19 protein-coding genes and 1 other RNA gene are annotated in these 22,484 nt (G+C 64.7%); 14 read left to right on the top strand and 6 right to left on the bottom strand.

Going from position 1 to position 22,484, the window contains the following annotated elements:
* Positions 1 to 218 precede the first annotated feature (218 nt).
* The 7 genes from ssrS to ACZYOF_RS29490 all read left to right on the top strand — a co-directional run bounded on the left by ssrS (position 219) and on the right by ACZYOF_RS29490 (position 7,540).
* A non-coding RNA gene (gene ssrS, locus ACZYOF_RS29460) (6S RNA) lies at positions 219 to 379 on the top strand.
* Positions 380 to 560: 181 nt separating this feature from the next.
* Entirely contained in the window at positions 561 to 1,136 is a 576-nt protein-coding gene (locus tag ACZYOF_RS29465) for a 5-formyltetrahydrofolate cyclo-ligase (RefSeq protein WP_130579362.1), read from the top strand.
* Positions 1,137 to 1,142: 6 nt separating this feature from the next.
* Entirely contained in the window at positions 1,143 to 1,967 is an 825-nt protein-coding gene (locus ACZYOF_RS29470) for a TIGR00282 family metallophosphoesterase (protein WP_130579360.1), read from the top strand.
* Between the two features lie 203 nt (positions 1,968 to 2,170).
* Positions 2,171 to 3,610, top strand: coding sequence for a hypothetical protein (locus ACZYOF_RS29475; RefSeq protein ID WP_463717975.1), 1,440 nt, complete (start codon positions 2,171 to 2,173; stop codon positions 3,608 to 3,610).
* Between the two features lie 173 nt (positions 3,611 to 3,783).
* On the top strand, positions 3,784 to 4,242 hold the full coding sequence (locus ACZYOF_RS29480) for a hypothetical protein (RefSeq protein WP_130579356.1): 459 nt from the start codon (positions 3,784 to 3,786) through the stop codon (positions 4,240 to 4,242).
* Positions 4,243 to 4,364: 122 nt separating this feature from the next.
* On the top strand, positions 4,365 to 6,119 hold the full coding sequence (locus ACZYOF_RS29485; RefSeq protein WP_130579354.1) for a type I secretion system permease/ATPase: 1,755 nt from the start codon (positions 4,365 to 4,367) through the stop codon (positions 6,117 to 6,119).
* Between the two features lie 20 nt (positions 6,120 to 6,139).
* Positions 6,140 to 7,540, top strand: a complete 1,401-nt coding sequence (locus ACZYOF_RS29490; protein ID WP_245476176.1) for an HlyD family type I secretion periplasmic adaptor subunit — start codon at positions 6,140 to 6,142, stop codon at positions 7,538 to 7,540.
* A 17-nt stretch (positions 7,541 to 7,557) separates the two neighbouring features.
* On the opposite strand, the gene ACZYOF_RS29495 is transcribed toward ACZYOF_RS29490, so the two are convergent.
* Positions 7,558 to 8,307: a response regulator transcription factor gene (locus tag ACZYOF_RS29495; protein WP_130579350.1), complete on the bottom strand. Its 750-nt coding sequence runs from the start codon at positions 8,305 to 8,307 to the stop codon at positions 7,558 to 7,560.
* 272 nt (positions 8,308 to 8,579) lie between these two features.
* Positions 8,580 to 9,152, bottom strand: coding sequence for a hypothetical protein (locus ACZYOF_RS29500; RefSeq protein ID WP_245476174.1), 573 nt, complete (start codon positions 9,150 to 9,152; stop codon positions 8,580 to 8,582).
* A gap of 272 nt (positions 9,153 to 9,424) precedes the next feature.
* Here ACZYOF_RS29500 and ACZYOF_RS29505 point away from each other — a divergent pair, with 272 nt between their 5' ends.
* The gene (locus tag ACZYOF_RS29505; RefSeq protein ID WP_463717987.1) at positions 9,425 to 10,075 is read left to right on the top strand and encodes a LysE family translocator; all 651 of its coding nucleotides are present in this window, start codon (positions 9,425 to 9,427) and stop codon (positions 10,073 to 10,075) included.
* Between the two features lie 194 nt (positions 10,076 to 10,269).
* Positions 10,270 to 11,727: a hypothetical protein gene (locus tag ACZYOF_RS29510; protein ID WP_463717976.1), complete on the top strand. Its 1,458-nt coding sequence runs from the start codon at positions 10,270 to 10,272 to the stop codon at positions 11,725 to 11,727.
* Positions 11,728 to 11,823: 96 nt separating this feature from the next.
* Here ACZYOF_RS29510 and ACZYOF_RS29515 read toward each other — a convergent pair whose 3' ends face one another.
* The 4 genes from ACZYOF_RS29515 to ACZYOF_RS29530 form a co-directional block, all read right to left on the bottom strand.
* Positions 11,824 to 13,167, bottom strand: coding sequence for a c-type cytochrome (locus ACZYOF_RS29515; protein WP_463717977.1), 1,344 nt, complete (start codon positions 13,165 to 13,167; stop codon positions 11,824 to 11,826).
* Positions 13,164 to 15,368, bottom strand: coding sequence for a xanthine dehydrogenase family protein molybdopterin-binding subunit (locus tag ACZYOF_RS29520; RefSeq protein ID WP_463717978.1), 2,205 nt, complete (start codon positions 15,366 to 15,368; stop codon positions 13,164 to 13,166). Before ACZYOF_RS29520 ends, ACZYOF_RS29515 begins: the two co-directional genes overlap by 4 nt.
* A gap of 10 nt (positions 15,369 to 15,378) precedes the next feature.
* Entirely contained in the window at positions 15,379 to 15,843 is a 465-nt protein-coding gene (locus ACZYOF_RS29525) for a (2Fe-2S)-binding protein (RefSeq protein WP_463717979.1), read from the bottom strand.
* Positions 15,844 to 16,109: 266 nt separating this feature from the next.
* On the bottom strand, positions 16,110 to 17,873 hold the full coding sequence (locus ACZYOF_RS29530) for a methyl-accepting chemotaxis protein (protein ID WP_463717980.1): 1,764 nt from the start codon (positions 17,871 to 17,873) through the stop codon (positions 16,110 to 16,112).
* A 202-nt stretch (positions 17,874 to 18,075) separates the two neighbouring features.
* Between ACZYOF_RS29530 and ACZYOF_RS29535 the strand changes: the two genes are divergently transcribed.
* The 5 genes from ACZYOF_RS29535 (at position 18,076) to ACZYOF_RS29555 (ending at position 22,474) form a co-directional block, all read left to right on the top strand.
* Positions 18,076 to 18,822, top strand: coding sequence for a YebC/PmpR family DNA-binding transcriptional regulator (locus ACZYOF_RS29535; RefSeq protein ID WP_130579337.1), 747 nt, complete (start codon positions 18,076 to 18,078; stop codon positions 18,820 to 18,822).
* A gap of 187 nt (positions 18,823 to 19,009) precedes the next feature.
* Positions 19,010 to 19,537, top strand: a complete 528-nt coding sequence (gene ruvC, locus ACZYOF_RS29540; protein ID WP_130579366.1) for a crossover junction endodeoxyribonuclease RuvC — start codon at positions 19,010 to 19,012, stop codon at positions 19,535 to 19,537.
* Entirely contained in the window at positions 19,534 to 20,151 is a 618-nt protein-coding gene (gene ruvA / locus ACZYOF_RS29545) for a Holliday junction branch migration protein RuvA (RefSeq protein ID WP_463717981.1), read from the top strand. The genes ruvC and ruvA overlap by 4 nt, the downstream gene beginning before the upstream one ends.
* A gap of 145 nt (positions 20,152 to 20,296) precedes the next feature.
* A complete protein-coding gene (gene ruvB, locus ACZYOF_RS29550; protein WP_130579333.1) occupies positions 20,297 to 21,340 on the top strand; it encodes a Holliday junction branch migration DNA helicase RuvB in 1,044 nt (347 codons plus the stop codon).
* Positions 21,341 to 21,553: 213 nt separating this feature from the next.
* Entirely contained in the window at positions 21,554 to 22,474 is a 921-nt protein-coding gene (locus ACZYOF_RS29555) for a metallophosphoesterase (protein ID WP_463717982.1), read from the top strand.
* Positions 22,475 to 22,484: the final 10 nt, after the last annotated feature.

Below are 22,484 nucleotides of genomic sequence, written 5' to 3' on the forward strand. Positions count from 1 at the left end.
GCCTCGCGCATCCCATCTTGGCCAGCGATCATCCGATCGCATCAAACAGGCCGGACATATGGATGCAAGCGATCCGATCACCTCAAAAGCTCTTGTGCCACGGGGGCCGTCCACATATGGGTCCCGGATCGGCGTTCGCTTGCGCTCACTTGTCCGGGACGACGGAGGTTTTCTCCTTCCCGCTGGCGGAACGCCGCAGTCGTCGCTACATTACCCCTGCGAAGCTGCGTTGCGCGTCAGGAGCTATATATCCCCGGGGCCTTATCGATCCTTTAGGGAACTGTCCCTGGCCGGGTCCGTGGACCCGGACATATGGTGCCCACCTACTTTCGTAGGGAACTCCGGGATCGAACGCTTCAACGGCCTCTGCGGCTTCGCGCTCTGTTTTTTACTGTTGATGCCGGCCGTCGTGTCGCGGCGGTTAGGTTGTGTATTGATGTCATCACTCCGCGAAGGCGGGGTATCCAGTACGCTGCGGCCTCGCCGTCAAAGTACCAACGTCTCTGGAATACTGGATCATCCGCCTGCGCGGATGATGACAGCGCAACAGGGGTAATCGCATGCGCGCCATCTCTCCGAAGGCTGAGCTCCGCAGCGCTGCGCTCACCCGACGTGATGCGCTGAGCGAAGAGGAGCGGACTGCGGCCGCTGCGAAGATGGCCAAGCGCGGCCTGCCGTTTGAGATCGCCCCGGGCACGGTCGTCTCCGGCTATTCACCGATCCGCAGCGAGATCGATCCGATGCCGCTGATGCTTGCGCTTGCCGCGCAGGGCGCGCAGCTTGCGCTGCCGGCGGTCACTGCGCGCGGCCACTCCCTGCTATTCCGCACCTGGGCCAAAGGCGACCGGCTGACGCTTGGCGCGCTCGGCATCCCCGAGCCGTCGCCGGCCGCGGCCGAGCTGGTCCCCGACATCATGCTGGTGCCGCTCGCCGCCTTCGACCGGATCGGCCACCGGATCGGCTATGGCGCCGGCTATTACGACTTCACCTTCACCCATCTGCGCAAGGCCAAGCACGTGATCGGCATCGGGCTTGCCTTCGCAGTGCAGGAAATCAAGGCGGTTCCGGCTTTGTCGCACGACGTCGCGCTTGATTATGTGCTAACGGAGCGCAAGACGTTCGATTTCCGGGAGTAGCCTGATTTGCGTATTCTCTTCGTCGGTGATGTGGTCGGCAAGACCGGCCGCACCGCCATCTCAGAACATCTTCCCCGCATGATCCGTGACTGGTCGCTCGATCTCGTCATCGTCAATGGCGAGAATGCCGCCGGCGGCTTCGGCATCACCGAGGCGATCTACCAGGACTTCCTGGATGCCGGGGCCGACGCCATCACGCTCGGCAACCATGCGTGGAATCAGAAGGAAGCGCTGGTGTTCATCGAGCGCGCCCCGCGCCTGATCCGCCCGTTGAATTTTCCGCGCCACGCGCCGGGCCGCGGCGCCACGCTGGTCGACACAAAGAACGGCAAGCGTGCGCTCGTCATCAACGCGATCGGCCGCATCTTCATGGAGCCCTCCAACGATCCCTTCGCCGCGGTCGAGCGCGAACTCGAGGCCTGTCCGCTGCGGCAGGCGGCGGATGCGATCGTGGTGGATTTCCACGGCGAGGCCACCTCCGAGAAGCAGGGCATGGGCTTCTTCTGCGATGGCCGCGTCAGCCTCGTGGTCGGTACCCACACCCATGTGCCCACCGCCGATCACCAGGTGCTGCCCGGCGGCACCGCCTATATGACCGACGCCGGCATGACCGGCGATTACGATTCCATCATCGGCATGCAGAAGGAAGAGCCGCTGCAGCGCTTCCAGACCGGCATCCCCTCCGGCCGCTTTGAGCCGGCCGCCGGCGAAGCGACGCTGAGCGGGGTTGCGGTCGAGACCGACGACGCCACCGGCCTTGCGCTCCGCGTTGCGCCGGTACGCGCCGGTGGTCGGCTCGAGCCGGCCGTGCCGGGGTTTTGGGTGAGCTAATTCGGAACCGCGCGTCGACTGCGAACGGGTCGCGCTGACGTGCGCGATACCGCCTCTTCGACCTGATTTCGTTTGTACGATCTCACCCGAAATGTTGCATCCGAATTGATGGCTCGGCTTTTCACGCATACGGCGTGACATTGCCTCACGGTCGGGAGGGGTCCGTCGCATTGCGCGGAGCGATCCCGGCCAGGGAGGCGACTATGAAGTTCGATTGGATGTCGGACAGCATCCGGCTGCATGATCAGCCGCTCCATTATCCCTGGGATGATGGAGATGGCAGCAGCTATGGTACCAAGTTCTCGCCGGCTCGTTTGCATCATCTCGCGACCGATGGCCATGGCGACGCCGGCGGCTCCTCGTTCGGCTCGCCCTCTCATGCGTCCGTCACGTCTCTCGATTCGACTGGAGATGGAGGCGGCAGCCTTCATGGCAACGCGGATGTCCACCAGCCCAACAAGGCGCAGGCCGATCAGCTCGGCGGCAATGGCGGCGGCGACAACGCGGCGGGCGGCGGCATTCCCGCACACCAATCCAATTCCGGCAAAAGCGACATCGGGACAATCGATATGGGGGCGAACGAGGCCGGCAACGGCGGAGACGGATTTTTTTATGGCGGCATCATTCATGCCTCCCTGGTGATCTATCAGCCGATCAACATCGCGGTATCCGTGGGATATGGTTCAATCGCCATCGCTGAGCAGACCAACGATGTGAATATCAACCAGTCCGCCCTGCAGATGGCGGGCATCGGAGGACATGGCGGCGACGGCAACATTGCCGCCGGCGGAAACGTCGACCTCTCTTCCTCCGGCTCCGGCGGGATCACGACAGGCGACAATCACGCCGGTAACGGCGGCGACGGTCATTTCCTTGGAACGCTGCTGGACGCGCCCGTTGTCATCTACCATCCCGTCAACTTCGCGTTTGCGGCTCCCGGTGGCAGCGCGCACGCCAGCCAGTCGAACACGGTGGAGATCGATCAGTCCGCCCTGCAGATCGCGGGGATCGGCGGGCAGGGCGGAAACGGCAATGCCGCCAGCGGCGGCGATGTATCCGTGCACAGTCAATCCAGCGGCGGTGGAAGCGGCGCGAACCAGATCGACACCGGCGGCAATCAGGCCGGCAACGGCGGCGACGGGCAATTTCATGGTGACCTCGTCCACAAGTCCGTCGCCGTCTATGATCCCGTCAACATCTCGGTCGCGGGATATAATTCCACCAGCCAGGTGTACCAGCTCAACGACGTGCATCTGGATCAGTCCTCGTTCCAGATGGCCGGTGTCGGGGGCGACGGCGGCAGTGGCAATGTCGCGGCGGGCGGCAGCGCCGGGATCATCTCTGCACTCCTCGGCGGCGGCTCGGATGCGATCGCAACCGGACACAACAGCGCGGGCAATGGAGGCAGCGGCCACTTCTCCGGCAGTCTCATCGACGTCAGCGTCGCGATCTATGCTCCGATCAACATCGCCATCGCCGGGCCGCATTCGACAGCCGAGGCGGACCAGATCAACAATGTCCATATCGATCAGAGCACGGTTCAGATCGCTGGAATCGGCGGGAACGGCGGTCACGACAATCTTGCGCTGGTGGGCGGCGATGTCGCGATGCATCTGTTGTCCGATCTTCATTTGATCGGATAGGGCGCCGAATTTCGACAGGGCATGTAATCCTTTCGGGCGTAGTCTGCTGAACCGAATGACATCCCATTTGGCATCTATCGCGCGCACGTCGACGGGAGACAAACTCGCATCGCGCATCCGCTTCCAGGACAGGGAGGAATGTCGCGCGAGGTAAACTCACCACGGAGGCTCAAATGTCGAAAGGCAAGGGATTTTTCAAGGTGTCCGATTCGATCGATTTCAAGTCGATCGACACGGGCGGTCAGAGCGTCGGAAACGGCGGCGACGGCTATTTCAAGGGAAGCATCAGCAATTCACCATCGATCAAGTTCGATCCATCGAACAAGGCTGAAGGCTCTGACGTGCACGTCAAGACCGGCGATTACGTCAGTCAAAAGGCATCCTGGGATGCCGACGCCGGCGACGCGAAGGCGTCGAAGTACTCGAAGGCTTATGGCGGAGACGCTAAGTCGAACGGCGATCAGAGCTCGTCCAGCGGGTACGACACCTCCAAGGTGTATGCCAACACGACGGCGCATCAGTCGAACTACCTGAAGGCGGACATGCATCAGGAAGTCGCCGCGGGCATCGGCGGCGATGGCGGGAGTGACAACCTCGGCATGGGCGGCGACGTTGACGTCCATATTGGTTAGTACGTTCTGATCAGCGGCCTCATTGAGGCGGCTGAGGCCGGCGGTCCGTGCCGCCGGCCTCAGATCTCCCGCAAAACGATCCGCGCAAAAGGTCAAGCCTTGAAGCTCTGGCGGTGACGATCATGCTGGTGCCGCTGCTTCGGTTAAGTCTGCTGCAGACGCCCTGGACGCCGTTGCAGGCGGCGCTGCGGACCTGCGCAGGCTCGCTCGGGATCGTGTTCGCCTATAGCTGCAGTTACAATCTGCTGCTGTTCGCTCCCTCGATCTATCTGCTCCAGATCTACGACCGCGTGCTCCCGAGCCGGAGCAATGAAACGCTCCTGTTGCTCACTTTGATCGTTGCGCTCACGGTCGTGGTGGGCGGGGTGCTTGACGCGCTACGTCGCTCCGTATTGGGGCGCTTGGGTGCCTGGCTGGAAGAGCGGCTTCGTCCCACCGTGCTCTCCGCCTGCCTCGACCATGCTTTCCGCAACGATTCAGCGCGCGCTTCGGATGCCTATCGCGATCTCACGGCCGTGCGTCAGTTCGTTGAATCCGGCGCGTCCCTGACGCTGCTCGATGCGCTCTGGATCCCGCCGTTCCTCGCCGTGCTGTTTTTCGTGCATCCCCTGCTTGGAGGCATTGGCGCCTGCAGCGTGTTGTTTCTGTTCGGCCTCACGGTTGTCGGCGATCTCCTCACCGAAAACGCGCTGGCGAAATCCGCGATTGCCCTGTCCAGAAGCTACGGCCGCCTTGCGACGGTGGTCGGCAGCGTTCACCTGATCCGCAGCATGGGAATGCTCGACGACGTGGCACGCCGCGTCTACCTGGATGCGCGCCATGCGCAAAGCGAGTACGACCTGGCACAGCGGCGGAACGAGATCATCATGCTGATCGCCAAGCCGACGCGTTCGCTGGCGCAGGTCCTCATCATGGGCGCCGCCGCGTGGCTCGTCCTCGACCACGGCAAGAGCGCGGCGATCATCTTTGTCACGATGCTGATGTTCAGCCGCGCGCTGGCGCCGGTCGAAGGCGCCGTTGCAAGCTGGAAGGCGCTGAAGAGAGCGCTGGATGCCTATCAGCGGCTGACCAATGTCCTTGCCGCCGTTCCACCTACGACAGAAAACACGGACTGTCCGCCGGAACAGCCGAGGGGCGATCTTATCATCGACAATATCGGCGCGAAGGTTTCGGAAGGCGCGTGGTTTCCCATCAAGACCGTCTCGTTCCGTCTCGCGCGCGGAGAGTGCCTCGGCATCATCGGTCCGTCCGGCTCCGGCAAGTCCACGCTCGCAGGCATCATTGCCGGAATCCTGTTGCCGGGGCAGGGGCGCGTCCTCCTCGGTGAGACCGACATCTCGGTCCTGCGCGGAGGGCGGCAGGGCCGTTACCTCGGCTATCTGCCTCAGGATATCGATCTCGTCGGAGAAACGATCAAGGATATCATCGCGCGGCTGGACGACGCCGATCTGCCAAAGGTCATGCATGCCGCCAAGCTCGCCGGGATCCATGAGAGCATCCTGCGGCTGCCGCTGGGATACGACACGGTTGTCACCAATGGTGGGAGCGTATTCTCGCGCGGATTTCGCCAGCGCCTGGGGCTCGCGCGGGCATTTTTCGGAGAGCCACGGCTGGTCGTGCTGGATGAGCCGAATGCCAGCCTGGACTACACCGGCGAGCGCGTGCTGTTGGATGCCATCGAACAACTGAAGATCGCCAGCGTCACGGTGGTCATCGTCACGCACCGGATGGGCATCCTCGCGGCGACGGACAAGATCGCTATCATGCAGGACGGCGCCGTCACGGCGTTCGGTGAGAGCGACGACATCTTCGAGCGGCATTTGAGCCGGCCGCAAGTGGCTTCTCAAGTAGCTTCGCAGGAGACGGCTGTCCCGTGATCGCAAATCTACGAGCCCTCGTGCGGTTACCACCCGCCATCCTGCCGAAGCGCGAGACCGGGGTGGTGATCACAGCGATTGACGAATTCGAGCGGCGGCAGTTTCCGTGGTGCGCGGAGCCGACGCAGGCCTCGCCGCGCTACAGGCTCGGCCGCGTCACCCTGGCAGGCAATCTATTGGTCGTCGGCTTTGTGCTGGGTCTGGGAATCTGGTCGGCCTTTGCTCCGCTTGAAAGCGCGGCGATCGCGTCCGGCGTGGTCGAATCGGAATCGAGCCGGAAGACGATCCAGCACCTCGAGGGCGGCATCATCAGGAAAATTTTGGTTGCCGACGGCGATGCCGTGAGTGCGGGACAGACGCTGATCGCGCTCGAGGACACCAGGGCTCGCGCCGAGGTGCAAAGCCTGCAGGGGCAGTTGTGGGATGCGGCCGCGCGTGAGGCAAGGCTTCTGGCCGAGCAGCAGGGGCAGGAGCTGATCTCGTTTCCGGTCTGGCTCGACAGGATCCGAAGCACGAGCGGTTCGGTCGATTCCGTCCTGACCGCACAGCAAAACATCTTTGAAACACGCCGGCAGGTGTTCCAGTCCCAGGCGACCATCCTCAGGGAAAAACGGCTTCAGGTCGCAAAGGAGATCGAGGGGCTCAAGGCGCAGGAGGACGCGGTGGCGCAGCGCGCCGCGATCGTGCGCGAAGAGCTCGACATGGTGACTATCCTGGTCAACAAGGGACTCGAGCGCCGTCCGCGCCTGTTGAACCTTGAGCGGGAGCTGGCCGATATCGAGGGACGGCGGGGCGAGATCATTGCGCATATTTCGCGCGCCAAACAGGTGATCAGCGAATCGCAGGCGACGCTCCTGAAGCTGGAAAGCGACCGGCAGAACGAGATCGCACAGTCATTGCGCGAGGCGCAGAACCAGGGATTTCAACTGCGCGAAAAATTGCTGGCGGCGCAGGACCAATTGGCCCGAACGGAGGTCAAGGCACCCGAGGACGGGGTGATAACCGACCTGCGGGTTCATACGCCGGGCGGTGTTGTCGGGGCCGGCGCTCCGCTGATGGATCTGGTGCCCCGGCAGGACAGGCTGGTCGTGATCGCACGCCTCAAGCCGGAGGATATCGACGTGGTTCATCCGGGGCTGAACGCCGACGTGCATCTCTTGCCCTACAATCAGCGTCGCGTCCCGCGTCTCAAGGGAACGGTGATGCATGTATCGGCCGACCGCCTGCTCGACAAGCGCACCGACCAGCCCTACTACGCGACGAAAATCCGCGTCCAGGATTCCAAGATCGTCGAGAATGGCTTGAAGATCATTCCGGGAATGCCGGCCCAGGTGTTCATAACAACCGGGCGCGGCACCGTGGCGATCTACGCTTTGAGGCCCCTGCTCGACAGCTTCCACACCGCCTTCAGTGAAGATTGAGCTGCGGGACAGCCAAATCAGGATGACGAGAATGCACCGGGCTCCGGTCCACGGTGACCGGTCGATCTTGCGCGCCAGCGCAGCACTGCCTCGGTGCGATTGCGAGCGGCACATTTCCGCATGATGTGGTGAATGTGCATCTTCACCGTGTTTTCCGAAAGCTTCAGTTTGGCGGCGATCAGCTTGTTGGGCAGGCCGAGTTCCAATTCCGCCAGCACGTGTTGCTCGCGAGGGGTGAATTCGATCTGCTCCTTGTTCGCCAGATATATCGGCGCCAACGGGCCAGGGTAGATCGGCTCGCAGCTAGAGGACCCGTCCTGCCCTTCAATTGAAAGCGGCCTGTAGACCCCGCCGGCGAGAACAAGACGCAAGCCGGCGACAGCGAGCTCGACCGGGATCGAGGTTGGAAAGAAGCCTCTGATGCCCCGATGCAGGGCCGCGAGCGCGGTGGCTTCGTCGTCCCGGTTACAGAAGATGCCGATCGAGGCGTTGGGGCAGCAATCGGCGAGAAGCGCGAGATCGCCGGCGACGGAGGGATCAGCCACCGACTTGTCCCCGATGCTGAGCGTCGCCAGCCGAACGTCTCGTCCCGTCGCGCAGCCGAGAGTGTCGGTCGTGGCCATTTCGACGATTTCGAATCCGATCAGCTCCTGCCTGAGAATGTGCAGAATGCAGGTCCGCGCCAGCGTGAGCGGATCGATGATGAGCAGGACCGGCAACGGCAGCGATCCGTTGAGCCGCTCTGCAGCAGAGACAAGGTCGTCCATAATATCCCCAATTGAAGGAATTGCTGCCCTACCCCAATCATTTCCATGCCAATGACTAGAGCATGATCCGGAAAAGTGGAAACCGGTTTTCCCCCGCGACAAACGCGAAGCGTTTGCGCAGGAAGATCATGCTCAAACAAGAGATGAGATCATGATCCGATTCCGTCTAATCGGGTCATGATCTAGCGTCGCGCAACCGGCCCATGGCATAAGCCTTTCGCCGATCGAGCGCGCATGTAGGTCACCGGTATCCGCTTTCCCGGTGTCACGCCTCAGTTACAAATATTCCGATATGCGATCGCCGCGGCTGAGTCCGCTTTGCCGTCGACGACGTAGACGTCATCCTCCTTCACGAGATACAGAAATGGCTTCTCCCCGGTGTCCTCGCCCGACGCCTTTTTTCCCCTGACATGACCGCAGATCGTGTCCACCCGCCGCCCCAGCGTATTCTTCCTGATTGCCCGCTTCGCGTCGGTGAACTCGGCCGACTCCGGATTTTCCATTTTTGCGGCGACCGACATCTTCGCCTTGCCCAGGACGGCCTCGGACGTCTCAGCAGCGGGGGCGCGGTCCGCCATCGCCTTCGGCGGCGGGTTCTTGCCACGCGCGACCCGTGTGTCCCGGCGGGGTGGTGATCGCTTGTCGGGCTTCGTCGCCGTTGCAGCCTTCGTTGTCTTCGCCACAGCATTGGGCGTGGGCGCGCTCGCCTTCGGCTCCGTTGCAGGAGGCGCGCTCCCATCGAAACAGATTTTCGACCCGCACATCTGCAAGTTCGCCTGGGTGGACACAGGCATGCCATAGCCGATCAGCATTCCTGCCACCAAGCCAATGAGAAGCAGTCCCATGCAATCCCCCTCCTCGGGGTAGGGCAGACTTCCACTCGCACTTCTTGCGACTTGATTTTGCGCTGATCCTCTATGTGTCCCGCAAAAGCGTTAAGCGCGCATTAAGCGTCGAACCATTGTTCAGCCGCGCTCCTGCATGGTTAACGCGGCGAGGACAAATGTCCGGAGCGAGCAGGCACAAAGCGCATGATCTGCTGCACAAGATCCGTGGGACGTTTGATCAGGATCTGCGCTCTGGGCGCTGGGCCCGTGATGCTGTAAAGCCGATCGTCATGCCAGACCTGACCCAACTTGCGCTGTACTTCGCCGCGGCATTAATGCTCGCCGTCACGCCCGGTCCGGGCATCTTCTACGTCGCTGCACGCACGCTCGCCGGCGGCCGTGCGGAAGGCGTGGCCTCCAGCGTTGGCACCGGGTTGGGTGGCATGGTCCACGTCGTCGCGGGCAGCTTGGGCGTTTCTGCCATCGTGCTGGCGAGCGCGGAACTGTTCACCGCGCTGAAGCTGATCGGTGCCGCCTATCTGATCTGGATAGGCCTTCGCACTTTCCTGTCCGCCCGCCGGGACACGTCGGCGGGTTTGAACGGTGGAACCGTCGCACCGCCGATCGGACCGCGGCGGGCGTTTCGTGAAGGCGTGCTGGTCGAGGCGCTGAACCCGAAGACAGCAGCCTTCTTCCTTGCCTTCGTTCCGCAGTTCGTGGACCCGGCCGAAGGCCACGTCGCTGTGCAGTTCGTCGTGCTTGGCTTCGTGTCGGTTGCGCTCAACACCCTCGCCGATATCGTGGTCGCCTTTGCGGCGAGCCGCATCCGCGAAGGCGCAGCAACACGTCCCGCGTTGATCCGCCGCCTGCGAGAGGCGTCGGGAGCTGCGATGATCGCTCTCGGCATCGGCCTCGTTCTGGCGAAGCGCCCAGCCGACTGATTGCCGGGCTGCGCTGCTTTCACGACCTGCCACCGCTCGATGGTCTTGTAGCGCTTCCTGGTCTAGCATGAAGCCCGGGGCGGGATCTCATCCCGTGGACGGTGATCGTGCGGTCCGACCGTGAAGCTCCAGCGCATACAAGGGGCGGAGCCATCTCCCTCGGCGGCGTCGGGTCCCCGTGGCGGCCATGGGCCGTGCTGGCGTGGGCCGCGCTGCTCTCCGCGCTGTTCTTGGCAATTCTCGTGTCGTTCAGACCGGCGGTCCCGGTCATCTGGGGCGACACGCCGCCCTTCGTGGAATCCGCGCTGCGCACGCTCGGGGCAGGACAGCCGATCGTGGCGGGTGGGCGCGATCCGGGCTACCCGACATTCCTGGCCATGACGTTCGCGTTCGGAGGCGACCTCGGAACAGTGGTGCGTCTGCAGCAGGCGGCCTGGGCCGCTCTGATGCTGGCGCTTGCGATAACCGCGCAGACGGCGACGCGCAGCGCCGTCGGGCTGGTGCCGATCATCCTGGTCGCGATCTATCCGGGCCTGCTGCTGTTCACGAACGTTCTCACCGCGGACCTTCTCTTCGCGGTCTTCCTCAATCTGGCAACGGCCGGATTGCTCGTTGCCGCCTGCGTCGATGGAGCGGCGCGATGCTGCGCGGTCGTTGCTTCCATCCTGTGCGCGGCGGTCGCGGCGTGCCTGAGATCGCAGGGACTCCTCGTTCCGATCGCTGCCATCCTGGTAGGCGTGCCTCTCGCGCGGCCGGCCACGCCCGCGCGCCTTGCGGTGATGGCCGTCTCCGTCGCCGCAGCGCTGGCGCTCCTCCTCGCCGGCTCCCGGTTCGGAGCTTCCAACTCCGACCAGGCCTCGGCCGTGTTCGTCCCCAAGACACTGTTCTGCAATCACCTGAACATCGTGCTCGCAAGCGATGCCGCGCGACGCGAGATCGTATCGCAGGCGGGCGACCGCGCCGATGCCACGATGGCGCGGCTTGCCGCCGACTTCGCCGCGGAGCCGGGCCGCTGGCCCGTGCTCGGGTTCTTCGGCGACGCGTGCCTCTTCGACACCGAACTGGATCGGGATCTCGCCGATAACACCGGAAATGCGGTCAGTGCGGCGGCAGCCTATCGGCGCATCTTCCTGGCCGCCCTGCGCGACCGGCCGCTGGCCTACGCAGGCAAGTTCGTCCGTCAGATGGCCTATGGCCTCGCGTCGGCATGGCCGCCTTATGGACTCGAGCCTGTCATACCGGTGTCCAGCGACGACGTGCCGCACGTGTCCGAGATCATGGCGCGGCACGGCCAGGCGGCCCACCCGATCGATCTGCAGGGCGGTCCGGTTCGGATCAGCCTGTTGTCCGATTTCCCTGTAATCTCTGCCTATTTCTTCAAGGCGTTGTCCGCTGCCTTCGTTATCGCCGTTATATTCTGGACGGTGGCCGCCGTGCGGCGCCGGCACCCAGCTTTCGTGACGCGCGCAGGCATCGTGGTCGTGATGTGGGCGGCTTCGATCGCGACCGCCGCCGCCGCTCACACCCTCGACGTCTCGCGATATCTGATTCCTGCAGTGCCGATGGTGGGCCTCATGCTGTCCCTTTTTGCCGTCGAACTGACCGAGACGATAGGAGCTGATCACGCGGCCTCTGTTCGCGGATTCCCGTAGCCCGGGTGGAGCGAAGCGCAACCCGGGGCATCTCTGTCAACATCTACCGGCGGTCCCGGGTTACGCTGGCGCTTCACCCGGGCTACGGCACAAGGCTTATTGCGCCGTCTGCTGGCGCAGCTCCGCGACATCCTTCGCGGTGAGCTTCGAGCCCTTGGCGCCGAAACGGGCAGTGACATAGTTGGCGACCGCGGCGATCTCGTCATCCGAATAGGCGTTGCCGAACGCCGGCATCGAGAGCGCGCCGTCGGGCGTGGTGCGCTTGGTGCCTGACAGCACGATCTGCGCGACGTTGGTGGCCGCCGGATCGTTGACCGCCCACGAACCGGTCAGCGTCGCCGTCGGCGACACCAGGCTCTCGCCGGTCCAGCCGTGGCAGCTTACGCAGGCGCCCTCGAACACGATTTTGCCGCGGGCATCCGCCGTCACGCCTTCCTTGTGCGAGGCGGGCGCGGCGGGCGCCGTGGTCGCGGGCAGGTCGGGCGAGGGCTGCGGCGGCACGCTGCGCAGGTAGACGGCGATGGCGCGGACGTCTTCCGGCGCGAGCTGGCTCAGGCTGTTATCGACTGCTTCGCCCATCGGCCCGGAAGCGGCGCCGTGGCCGAGCGCATGGCCGGTCGAGAGGTAGGAGACGAGCGCCTCATCGCTCCAATTGCCGAGGCCGGTGGCCTTGTCGGAGGAGATGTTGAAGGCACGCCAGCCCGCGGTCACGGCGCCGGCAAATTTCTTGCGGTTGTCGAGCGCGAAGCCGAGATTGCGCGGCGTGTGGCACTCGCCGCAATGGGCGAGCGCCTCGGCGAGGTAGGCGCCCCGATTCCATTCCGGGCTCTTTGAGGTGTCGGGCGCAAAGCGCGTGTCCGGGTTGAACACCGCCGACCAGAACAGCATCGCCCAGCGCTGGTTGAACGGGAACGCCAGCGTATTCTCCGGCGCCGGCGCGCGCATCGGCGGCAGGCTGAACAGATAGGCCTTCACCGCCAGCACGTCCGCATCCGTCATGTAGGTGTAGGACGCATAGGGCATCGCTGGATAGAGCATCGCGCCGTCATGGCGCTTGCCGCGCTGGACCGCGTTCAGGAAATCCTGGTCGCTGTAATTGCCGATGCCGGTTTCCTTGTCGGGGGTGATGTTGGTCGAATAGAGCGTGCCAAACGGCAGCTTGAAGGCCAGCCCGCCGGCATATTCCTTCTCGCCCGGCTTGGTGTGGCAGACCATGCAGTCCGCCGCCTTGGCCAGATATTCGCCGCGCTCAACCTGGCTCGCTTTCTCCAGCGCCACTGGCGCGCCGGTCGGCTTGCCGGCGCGGTAGTCGGCAACGGCCACCTTGTTGCCACCGGAGAAATCAAGCGGGCCGGGACCGCGGACGATCCAGACGCCGACCGCCACCGCCGCGATGACGATCACGGCAAGGCTCAACAGGATACGCATTGCCGGCCTCATGCCTTCTTCCCCACGGCGATCAGCGAACGGTCGATCGGCATCCGCCGCAGCGCTACGCCAGTTGCGGCAAGAATCGCGTTGCGCAACGCCGGCGGTCCGGCATTGACACCGGTCTCGCCGATGCCGCCGGGCGGCTCACCGCTCTTGACCACGTGCACCTCGATCTTTGGCATCTGGTCGATGCGCAGCATGCGGTAGTCATGGAAGTTGGACTGCTGCACGCGGCCCTTGTCGATGGTGATCTCGCCATAGAGTGCCGCCGTCAGCCCGAAGATCAATCCGCCCTCGAGCTGCGCCTTCACGGTATCAGGATTGACGGCGATGCCGGTATCGACCACCGAGACGACACGGCGCAGCCCCACTTCGCCCATCTCGTCGATCTCGGCCTCGACCACGGTCGCGATGAAGGTCTCGAACGACGGCTGCAGGCAGACGCCGCGGCCGACGCGCGGCGGCAGCGGCTGGCCCCAATTGGCCTTCTCCGCGGCGGAGTTGAGCACCGCCAGTGCCCGCGGCTTGCTCGCCAGCATGGCGCGGCGGAATTCCACCGGGTCCTTGCCGGCCTTGCGCGCCAGCTCGTCCATCGCGCATTCGACCGCGAACACGTTGTTGTTCGGGCCGACGCCGCGCCAGAAGCCGGTCGGCACCGCCGGCGGCTCGGCACGGACATATTCGACATGGAAGTTCGGGATGTCGTAGGGTGCATCGACCGCGGCGTCGACCGCGTCGATGTCGATGCCCTTCTGGAACGCCGGCGGCAGCCAGCGTGCCAGCACCGCCGAGCCGGCGACCTTGTATTTCCATGCCGCCACCTTGCCATCGACCAACGTCGCGGTGACGGTGTCGCGATAAACAGGGCGATAGACGTCGTGCTGGATGTCCTCCTCGCGGGTCCACACCACCTTCACAGGGTAATCGACCTGCTTGGCGATCCTCACCGCGGCAACGACCATGTCCGGCTCCAGCTTGCGGCCGAAGCCGCCGCCGAGCAGGTGGTTGTTGACTATCACCTTCTCGACCGGAAGGCCGGCGGCCTTCGCTGCTTCCGACTGCACCCGGCTCACGATCTGCGTGCCGGTCCAGACCTCGCAAGAATCCGGCTTGACATGGACGGTGGCGTTGATCGGCTCCATCGACGCATGCGCCAGGAACGGCATCTCGAAGCTGGCTTCGAACTTGTCACCGGTCGCAAGCCCCTTGGCGATGTCGCCGACCGATTTCGCAACCGCGCCGTCCTTCTCGCTGGCGGCGCGCAGATGCTGCCAGATTTCCTTCGAGCCGATCTTGGCGTTCGGCCCTTCGTCCCATTCGATCTTGAGCGCTTCGAGGCCCTTCTTCGCCGCCCACATGTGATCGCCGATCACGGCGACCATATCGTCGAGCACCACGATCTTGCGCACACCGGGGACTTTCGTCGCGGCGGTATCGTCGACCTTGGCGACCTTGCCGCCGAACACCGGGCAGGCGGCGACGGTCGCAAACTTCATGTCCGGCAGCAGCGCATCGATGCCATAGACAGCCTTGCCGTTGACCTTCTCCGGCGTATCCAGCCGCTTCAAGGGCTGGCCGATATAGACGAAATCCTTGGGGTCCTTGAGCGGGACGTCCTTTGGCGGCGTCTGGCCCTGCGCGGCGAGCGCCAGCGCGCCATAGCCGAGCTTGCGGCCGCTGGCGGCATGGGTGACCTCGCCCTTGGACGCCGTGCAGCTTGCAGGATCGACCTGCCATTCCGCGGCCGCGGCCTGCACCAGCATGGCGCGCGCAGTGGCGCCAGCGGTGCGCAACGGCTTCCACCAGGCGCGGATCGAGTTGGAGTTGCCGGTCACCTGCAGGCCGAAGGTGGGGTTGCCGTAGAGCTTGTCGTTCGGCGGCGCGTGCAGCAGTGCGACCTTGGTCCAATCGGCATCGAGCTCCTCGGCGAGGACCATCGAAATCGAGGTGTAGGTGCCCTGGCCCATCTCGACCTGCGGCATGATCAGCGTGGTATTGCCGGTCTCGTCGATGCGGATGAACGCATTCGGCGCGAACTTGCCCGCGGTTACATCAGGCGGCTGCACCGGCTCGTTCATGGCATAGCTCGCCGCGCGCAGCGGCAGATGGAAAGCGAGCAAAAAGCCTGTGGTGAGCCCACCGGTGAGGAACGCGCGGCGCGAGACGCCGTCCGCGCTGTTTCTTTGGCGGAGTTTCTCTGCTGTCAGCATGATGAGCCTCCTACGACTGGCGGCCGGAAGCGGCTTGCTTGATCGCCTCGCGGATCCGTACATAGGTGCCGCAGCGGCAGATGTTGCCGGCCATCGCCGCATCGATATCGGAATCGTCGGGGTTCGGCGTCGCGGCCAAGAGCGCGGCTGCCGCCATGATCTGGCCCGACTGGCAATAGCCGCACTGGATCACTTCGAGATCGAGCCAGGCCTTCTGCACCTTCTCGCCGGCAGGCGAATTGCCGACCGCCTCGATCGTGGTCACCGCGCGGTCGCGCACCGCGCTCACCGGCAACACGCAGGAGCGCACCGCCTTGCCGTCGATATGCACCGTGCAGGCGCCGCATTGCGCGATGCCGCAGCCGAACTTGGTGCCGGTCATGCCTAAGATGTCACGCAGCACCCAGAGCAGCGGCATTTCGGGCGGCGCATCGAAGGATTTCTGTTCGCCATTGATGGTGAGTATCGTTGCCATAAGCATACCCCAAATTCAGCGGCCGCGGACAGCGGACGCGTCAACGAAACCGTATCGCATCGCGACGAGCTAGGAAGCGAAGACATATTCCGCAATTGCTAATTCGCGCTGACGATACATAAAATGACGGTCGTCATCACATAATCGCGTGCGTCATTCTAGGGGATGGAGGCGACAATCGATCCGGGCCGCACGAAAGAACCGTGCGTTTTGAAAAGACTGCGTGAAGTTCCGGGCAGTGCAGTGACTGCCCAGAAAAGCGGCCGTCAGAGCTTGTACGCCGTGCGGAAGCCGCCCCAGTGCCGGCCCCGTACGCGGACCGGCACGTCGATCTCGCGCATCATCACCATGTGGCCATTGCCCATGTCGCGGGCGTAGCTCTGGATCAGGTAGGCGCGCTGGTTGCGCCCGGCGGCGAGCCCGGCCGCGTCGTTGAAGATGCGGCGGTTGCGGCTATTGGCGGTGTTGTAGGCGACATCGCCCGGCCGCTGCGGGTGCGAATAGATCTTGTTGTGCACCGGCAGATAGCCGTTGCGGTCAATCATGGCGCAGAACGCCAGCCGCGGATCCTTGGCGAGGAAAGCCTCCTGGAACGGCGGCAGCGCGCGGTCGGCCCAGTCCAATATTCTTGTGCGGTACTGCACCGGATTGGTGCCGGACATCTCGACATAGTCGGTGTCGAACATGTCCTCGATCGTGATGGCGCTGCTCGCGATCCCGTTCTCGAAAATCCTGGTCAGCGCCACGCCGGCTTCCATCGCGCGCATCACGAACTCGGTGTTCTCGTCGCGGATCGCCCACAATTTGTCTTCGATCTTTTCGAGCAGCCCCAAGGTCAGCGCCTCGAAGCGCGCCTGCGCGCCGGCCTTGGTCTTGTCGGCGATCCGGATCTTGACCGCGCCGACATCTTCAAGCGTGGCGGCAAGGCTCTGGTGCAGTTGCAGCCGTTCGGCCTCCGGTCCTGAGATCAGGATGCCGTCCATGGATATCTCATAGACCGGCGCGGTGATGATGCTGCCGCGCGCTTGCATCTCGAGCTTGAGGCTACAGGGCAGCCGCTCGCCCTTGCGCGGGTCCTCGCGCTCGCCCTGCCGCAGCAGCACCGCGCAGCGCGATTTCAGCTTCTGGGCAAAGCTGGTCACCGCCCGGCCGGCCTGGGCGACGTCCTTGCCATGCGCTTCGGCCTCCCTGGTCGCATGATCGATCTCCGCGGCGCCGTCGCCGACCGCGACGATGAAGCTCGAGGCGGAGGCGGCATTCTGCGCGATCTCGCCGGTGGTCTTGCGCTGCTCGGTCACCGCGCCGCGGACATGCTCGAACACCGGGCGGATCGCCTCGATCGACTGCGCGATGCGGTGCACGGCATCGGCCGAGCCGGCGGCATCCCTCTGCAGCGCCTCGATCTTCCTGGTGATCTCTTCGGTTGCGCCCTGGGTCTGCACCGCCAGCGCCTTCACTTCGGTCGCAACCACCGCAAATCCCTTGCCGGCGGCGCCGGCGCGCGCGGCCTCGATGGTCGAGTTGAGGGCGAGCAGGGTGGTCTGCCGCGCGATCTGCGCGATCAGGTTGACGACATTGCCGATCGCGGCGGAGGATTCGCGGAGGCGGTCGACATTGGCGCGGGCTTCGCGCGCCGCGGCTCCGGCCTCGTCGGCGAGCCGGCCGGCGTCGCGGACCTGCGCGCCGATCCCTTGCGCCGAATCGGTGAACTTGTCGGCGGCCCGCGAGAAGGTCTCGGCCGTGGTCTGCGCCGCGTTGGTGCGGCCGGTCAGCGCATCCGTGCGCTCGCGGATGGTGGCAAGCGTCGCCGCGGTCGCCTCGGCCCCGCCGGCCACCGATTGGGCGGCGCGCTCGAGCTGCCGGATCATGCCGCCGAGCTCGAGTTCGAGCAGTTCCAGGATCTCCTGGGCCGAGCCGGTATCGGGGGAGGTGTTATCCTCTGGCGCTGGCACCGTTGCGGCCGGAACTTTCGGTTCGACAGCCGCCATCGGCTCCGACACTCGCTGGCGAAACAAACCGAACGCCGCCATTGGGGTTCTCTTGCAAGTTGAAACGGACTGTCAGATTCTCTCATTCGTAGGTGAAGTCGTGGTTAACGGCTGCCTGATTTTCCGGCAGGCGGCACGGCCGGCATGCCAGATCACGCCGCAAGTCTTTGATTTTGGCCTGTCGGGGGCCTATAACGCCGCGCCTCATCCCCTTTTTCGAAAGACGATTCCCAAGGGACCTCGCATGGCCGGCCATTCCCAATTCAAGAACATCATGCACCGCAAGGGCCGGCAGGATGCCCAGAAGTCGAAGCTGTTCGGCAAACTGGCCCGCGAAATCACCGTCGCGGCCAAGCTCGGCACCCCCGACCCCGCCATGAACCCCCGGCTGCGCGCCGCGATCGTTGCCGCGCGGGCGGAAAACATGCCGAAGGACAATATCGAGCGCGCCATCAAGAAGGCTGCCGGTAACGAGGGCGAGAATTATGACGAGATCCGCTACGAGGGCTATGGCCCCGGCGGCGTCGCCGTGATCGTCGAGGCCCTGACCGACAACCGCAACCGCGCCGCCTCCGACATCCGCTCGTACTTCACGAAGTCCGGCGGCAATCTCGGCGAAACCGGCTCGGTCGCCTTCATGTTCGACCGCACCGGCATCATCGAATATGACCACAAGGTCGCCTCTGACGACGCGATGCTGGATGCCGCGATCGAAGCCGGCGCCGACGACGTGGTGTCGAGCGAAAGCGGCCACGAGGTCTACGCTTCGCAGGAATCCTTCCGCGAGGTCGCCAAGGCGCTGGAAGGGAAATTCGGCGAGCCGCGCAAGGCGGCGCTGACCTGGAAGCCGCAAAACACCATCGCCGTCGACGACGAGACCGGCGAGAAGCTGTTGAAGCTGATCGACCTGTTGAACGAGCACGACGACGTGCAGAACGTCTTCGCCAATTTCGAGATCTCGGACGCCCTGATGGCGAAGATGGGCGGCTAGGCCCATCTCTCGTGAAGCCGTCATGGCCGGGCTTGTCCCGGCCATCCACGCGTTTCCGCGCGTGCTGAAGGACGTGGATGCCCGGGACAAGCCCGGGCATGACGGGGTGGGTGTGGTCGTCGCTTTCCCCGTGCATGACCTCCCCGTTTGTGTTTCGTTCTCGAAACGCAGCGGTTATCACTACCCCATGACAGTCCAGCCGATTCGCAAACCCACCCGCATCCTCGGCATCGATCCGGGCCTCCGCCGCACCGGCTGGGGCGTGATCGAAGTCGAGGGCAATCGGCTGGTTTTCGTCGGCTGCGGCTCGATCGAGCCGTCGGAACGGCTGCCATTGGCGAGCCGGCTGCTCGCGATCCATGAGGGGCTGGCTGCCGTGCTCGGCGACTACAGCCCCGAAGAGGCCGCGGTCGAGCAGACGTTTGTCAACAAGGACGGCGTCGCGACGCTGAAACTCGGCCAGGCCCGCGGCGTCGCCATGCTGGCGCCTGCAATGTTCGGCATCGAGGTCGCCGAATATGCGCCGAACCAGGTCAAGAAAACCGTCGTCGGCGCCGGACACGCCGAGAAGAACCAGATCGCCGTGATGCTGAAGATCCTGCTTCCCAAGGCCGAGCCGCAATCGCCCGACGCCGCCGATGCACTCGCGGTTGCGATCACGCATGCCCATCACCGCCAAAGCACCGCGCTGCGGCTGAGAGTAGCCAGCCTATGATCGGCAAATTGAAAGGCCTCATCGACTCCTACGGCGAGGACTACGTGATCCTCGATGTCGGCGGCGTCGGCTATCAGGTGCATTGCTCGGCGCGTACGCTGCAGGCGCTGCCCTCGCCGGGCGAGGCCGCGGTGCTCTCGATCGAGACCTATGTGCGCGAGGATCAGATCAAGCTGTTCGGCTTCCGCACCGACAACGAGCGCGAATGGTTTCGCCTGTTGCAGACCGTGCAGGGCGTCGGCGCCAAGGTCGCGCTCGCCGTGCTCGGCACGCTGCCGCCTTCCGACCTTGCGAACGCGATCGCGCTGCGTGACAAGGCGGCGGTGGCGCGCACGCCCGGCGTCGGCCCGAAGGTCGCTGAGCGCATCGTCAGCGAGTTGAAGGACAAGGCGCCCGCCTTTGCCAATGTCGATCCCGCCGTGGTCCATCTTGCCGGCGCCATCGACAATGAGCGCGCGCCGCGTCCGGTGACGGACGCGATCTCCGCCCTCGTCAATCTCGGCTACGGCCAGCCGCAAGCCGCCGCCGCCATCGCCGCCGCCTCGCGCAGCGCAGGCGAGCACGCCGAGACCGCGCAACTGATCCGGCTAGGCCTGAAGGAGCTCGCGAAGTGAATGCTCAGACCGTAGGGTGGGCAAAGCGGAGCGTGCCCACCATCAACACTCCGCTCGTCATGGTGGGCACGCTTCCGCCTTCGCTCTTCGAGCTACGGCGGACAAGTCGCTTTGCCCACCCTACGATCGGCACGGAGCCGGAGTCGTGAACCCGCCCTCCCGCATCGTCACGCCCGAGCGTCGTGCCGATGATGTCGGCGACACGGCGCTGCGTCCGCAATCGCTGTCTGAATTCGTCGGCCAGGCGCAGGCGCGCAAGAATCTCTCGATCTTCATCGAGGCCGCACGCAAGCGCGGCGAGGCGCTGGATCACGTACTGTTCGTCGGGCCCCCGGGTCTTGGCAAGACCACGCTGGCGCAGATCGTCGCGCGCGAGCTCGGTGTCGGCTTTCGTGCCACCTCCGGCCCCGTGATTGCGAAAGCCGGCGATCTCGCCGCGCTTCTGACCAATCTGGAAGAGCGCGACGTCCTCTTCATCGACGAAATCCATCGCCTGAGCCCGGCGGTGGAGGAGGTGCTCTATCCCGCGATGGAGGATTTCCAGCTCGACCTCATCATCGGCGAAGGCCCTGCCGCGCGCTCGGTGAAAATCGAGCTTGCAAAGTTCACCCTCGTCGGCGCCACCACGCGCGCCGGCCTGCTCACGAATCCACTGCGCGACCGCTTCGGGATTCCAATCCGGCTGAATTTCTACACCGAGGAGGAGTTGGAGAAGATCGTCACCCGCGGCGCCCGCGTGCTCAACATCGGCATGAGTCCTGACGGTGCCAACGAGATCGCCCGCCGCGCCCGCGGCACGCCGCGCATCGCCGGCCGCCTGCTGCGCCGGGTCCGCGATTTTGCGTCCGCAGCCGACGCCACGTCGGTCGACCGCGCTATTGCCGATCACGCGCTCTCCGCGCTTGAGGTCGATGCCGCCGGCCTGGATGCGATGGACCGCCGCTACCTCAGCACCATCGCGATGAACTATGGCGGCGGGCCGGTCGGGGTCGAGACGATGGCGGCGGCGCTGTCGGAGCCGCGCGATGCGATCGAGGACATCATCGAGCCCTATCTGATCCAGTGCGGCTACCTGCAGCGCACGCCGCGCGGCCGTCTCCTCACCTCGCACGCCTTCCGCCATCTCGGCCTCGCCGAGCCCTCGCGCGATCCCTCGCAGTTCGGCCTGTTCGGCAACGACGACGATTGATTTTGCATTCCCGTAGCCCGGGCGGAGCGAAGCGTAACCCGGGGCCGCTCGTAAACGTTGGCGCAGGAGTCCCGGGTTGCGCTGCGCTCCACCCGGGCTACGGAATCGCGCGTTCACATCCTCGTGCAGGACAACCCCTGACAATCTGCACAAACGCACCGCAATTCCGCTCCAATCGGACCTCATCAACGAGGGGCATCACCGATCATCCCCATGTTCTCACGGCGTCAATTTTTCAGATCCATCGGCGGCCTCACCGCCCTCACTGCATCGACCTCGGCCTATGGCTTTGGCGTCGAGCCGGTATTGCGGCTCCGCGTCACGCGTTACCATCTCACCCCACCGCGATGGCCGGCGGATTTCCCGCTGAAGATCGCCGTGATCGCCGACCTGCACGCCTGCGATCCCTGGATGTCGCTGGAGCGCATCGAGACGATCGTCGCGCGCACCAACGCACTTGAGCCCGACATCATCGTCATGCTCGGGGACTACGTCGCCGGCCACCGCCATGTTACGCGCTTCATTCCAGCAAGCGAATGGGCCGCGGTGCTGGCGAACCTCAAGGCGCCGCTCGGCGTGCACGCGATCCTCGGTAACCACGATTACTGGGACGACAAGACCGTGCAGCGCGAGGGGCAGGGGCTGACGGTGGCCCATCGCGCGCTCGAAGCGAACGGCATTCCGGTCTACGAGAACGATGCAAAGCGCCTGACCAAGGCCGGCCGCCCGTTCTGGCTCGCCGGCCTCGGCGATCAGCTCGCCTATATGCCGGCACGGCGTTTCCGCCCCGTGCGCCGTATCGGCGTCGATGATCTCGGCGCGACGCTCGCGAAAGTCACCGACGATGCGCCGGTCATCCTGTTGGCACACGAGCCTGACGTCGCGCTGCGCGTCCCCTCACGCGTGGCGCTGCAATTGTCCGGCCATACCCATGGCGGCCAGGTCCGCCTGCTCGGCTGGTCGCCCGCGGTGCCGCCGCGGCAGGGCGTCGAGCTCGCCTACGGCCACCTGCGCACCAATTGCGACGTCATCGTCTCCGGCGGCCTCGGCTGCAGCATCATGCCGTTCCGCATCGGCGTTCCCCCGGAGATCGTGCTGGTGACGCTCGGCAAGGCCGGACCGGCGGTGGCGTAAGCTTATATTG

The organism is Bradyrhizobium sp. LeoA1Lang, assembly GCF_055413685.1.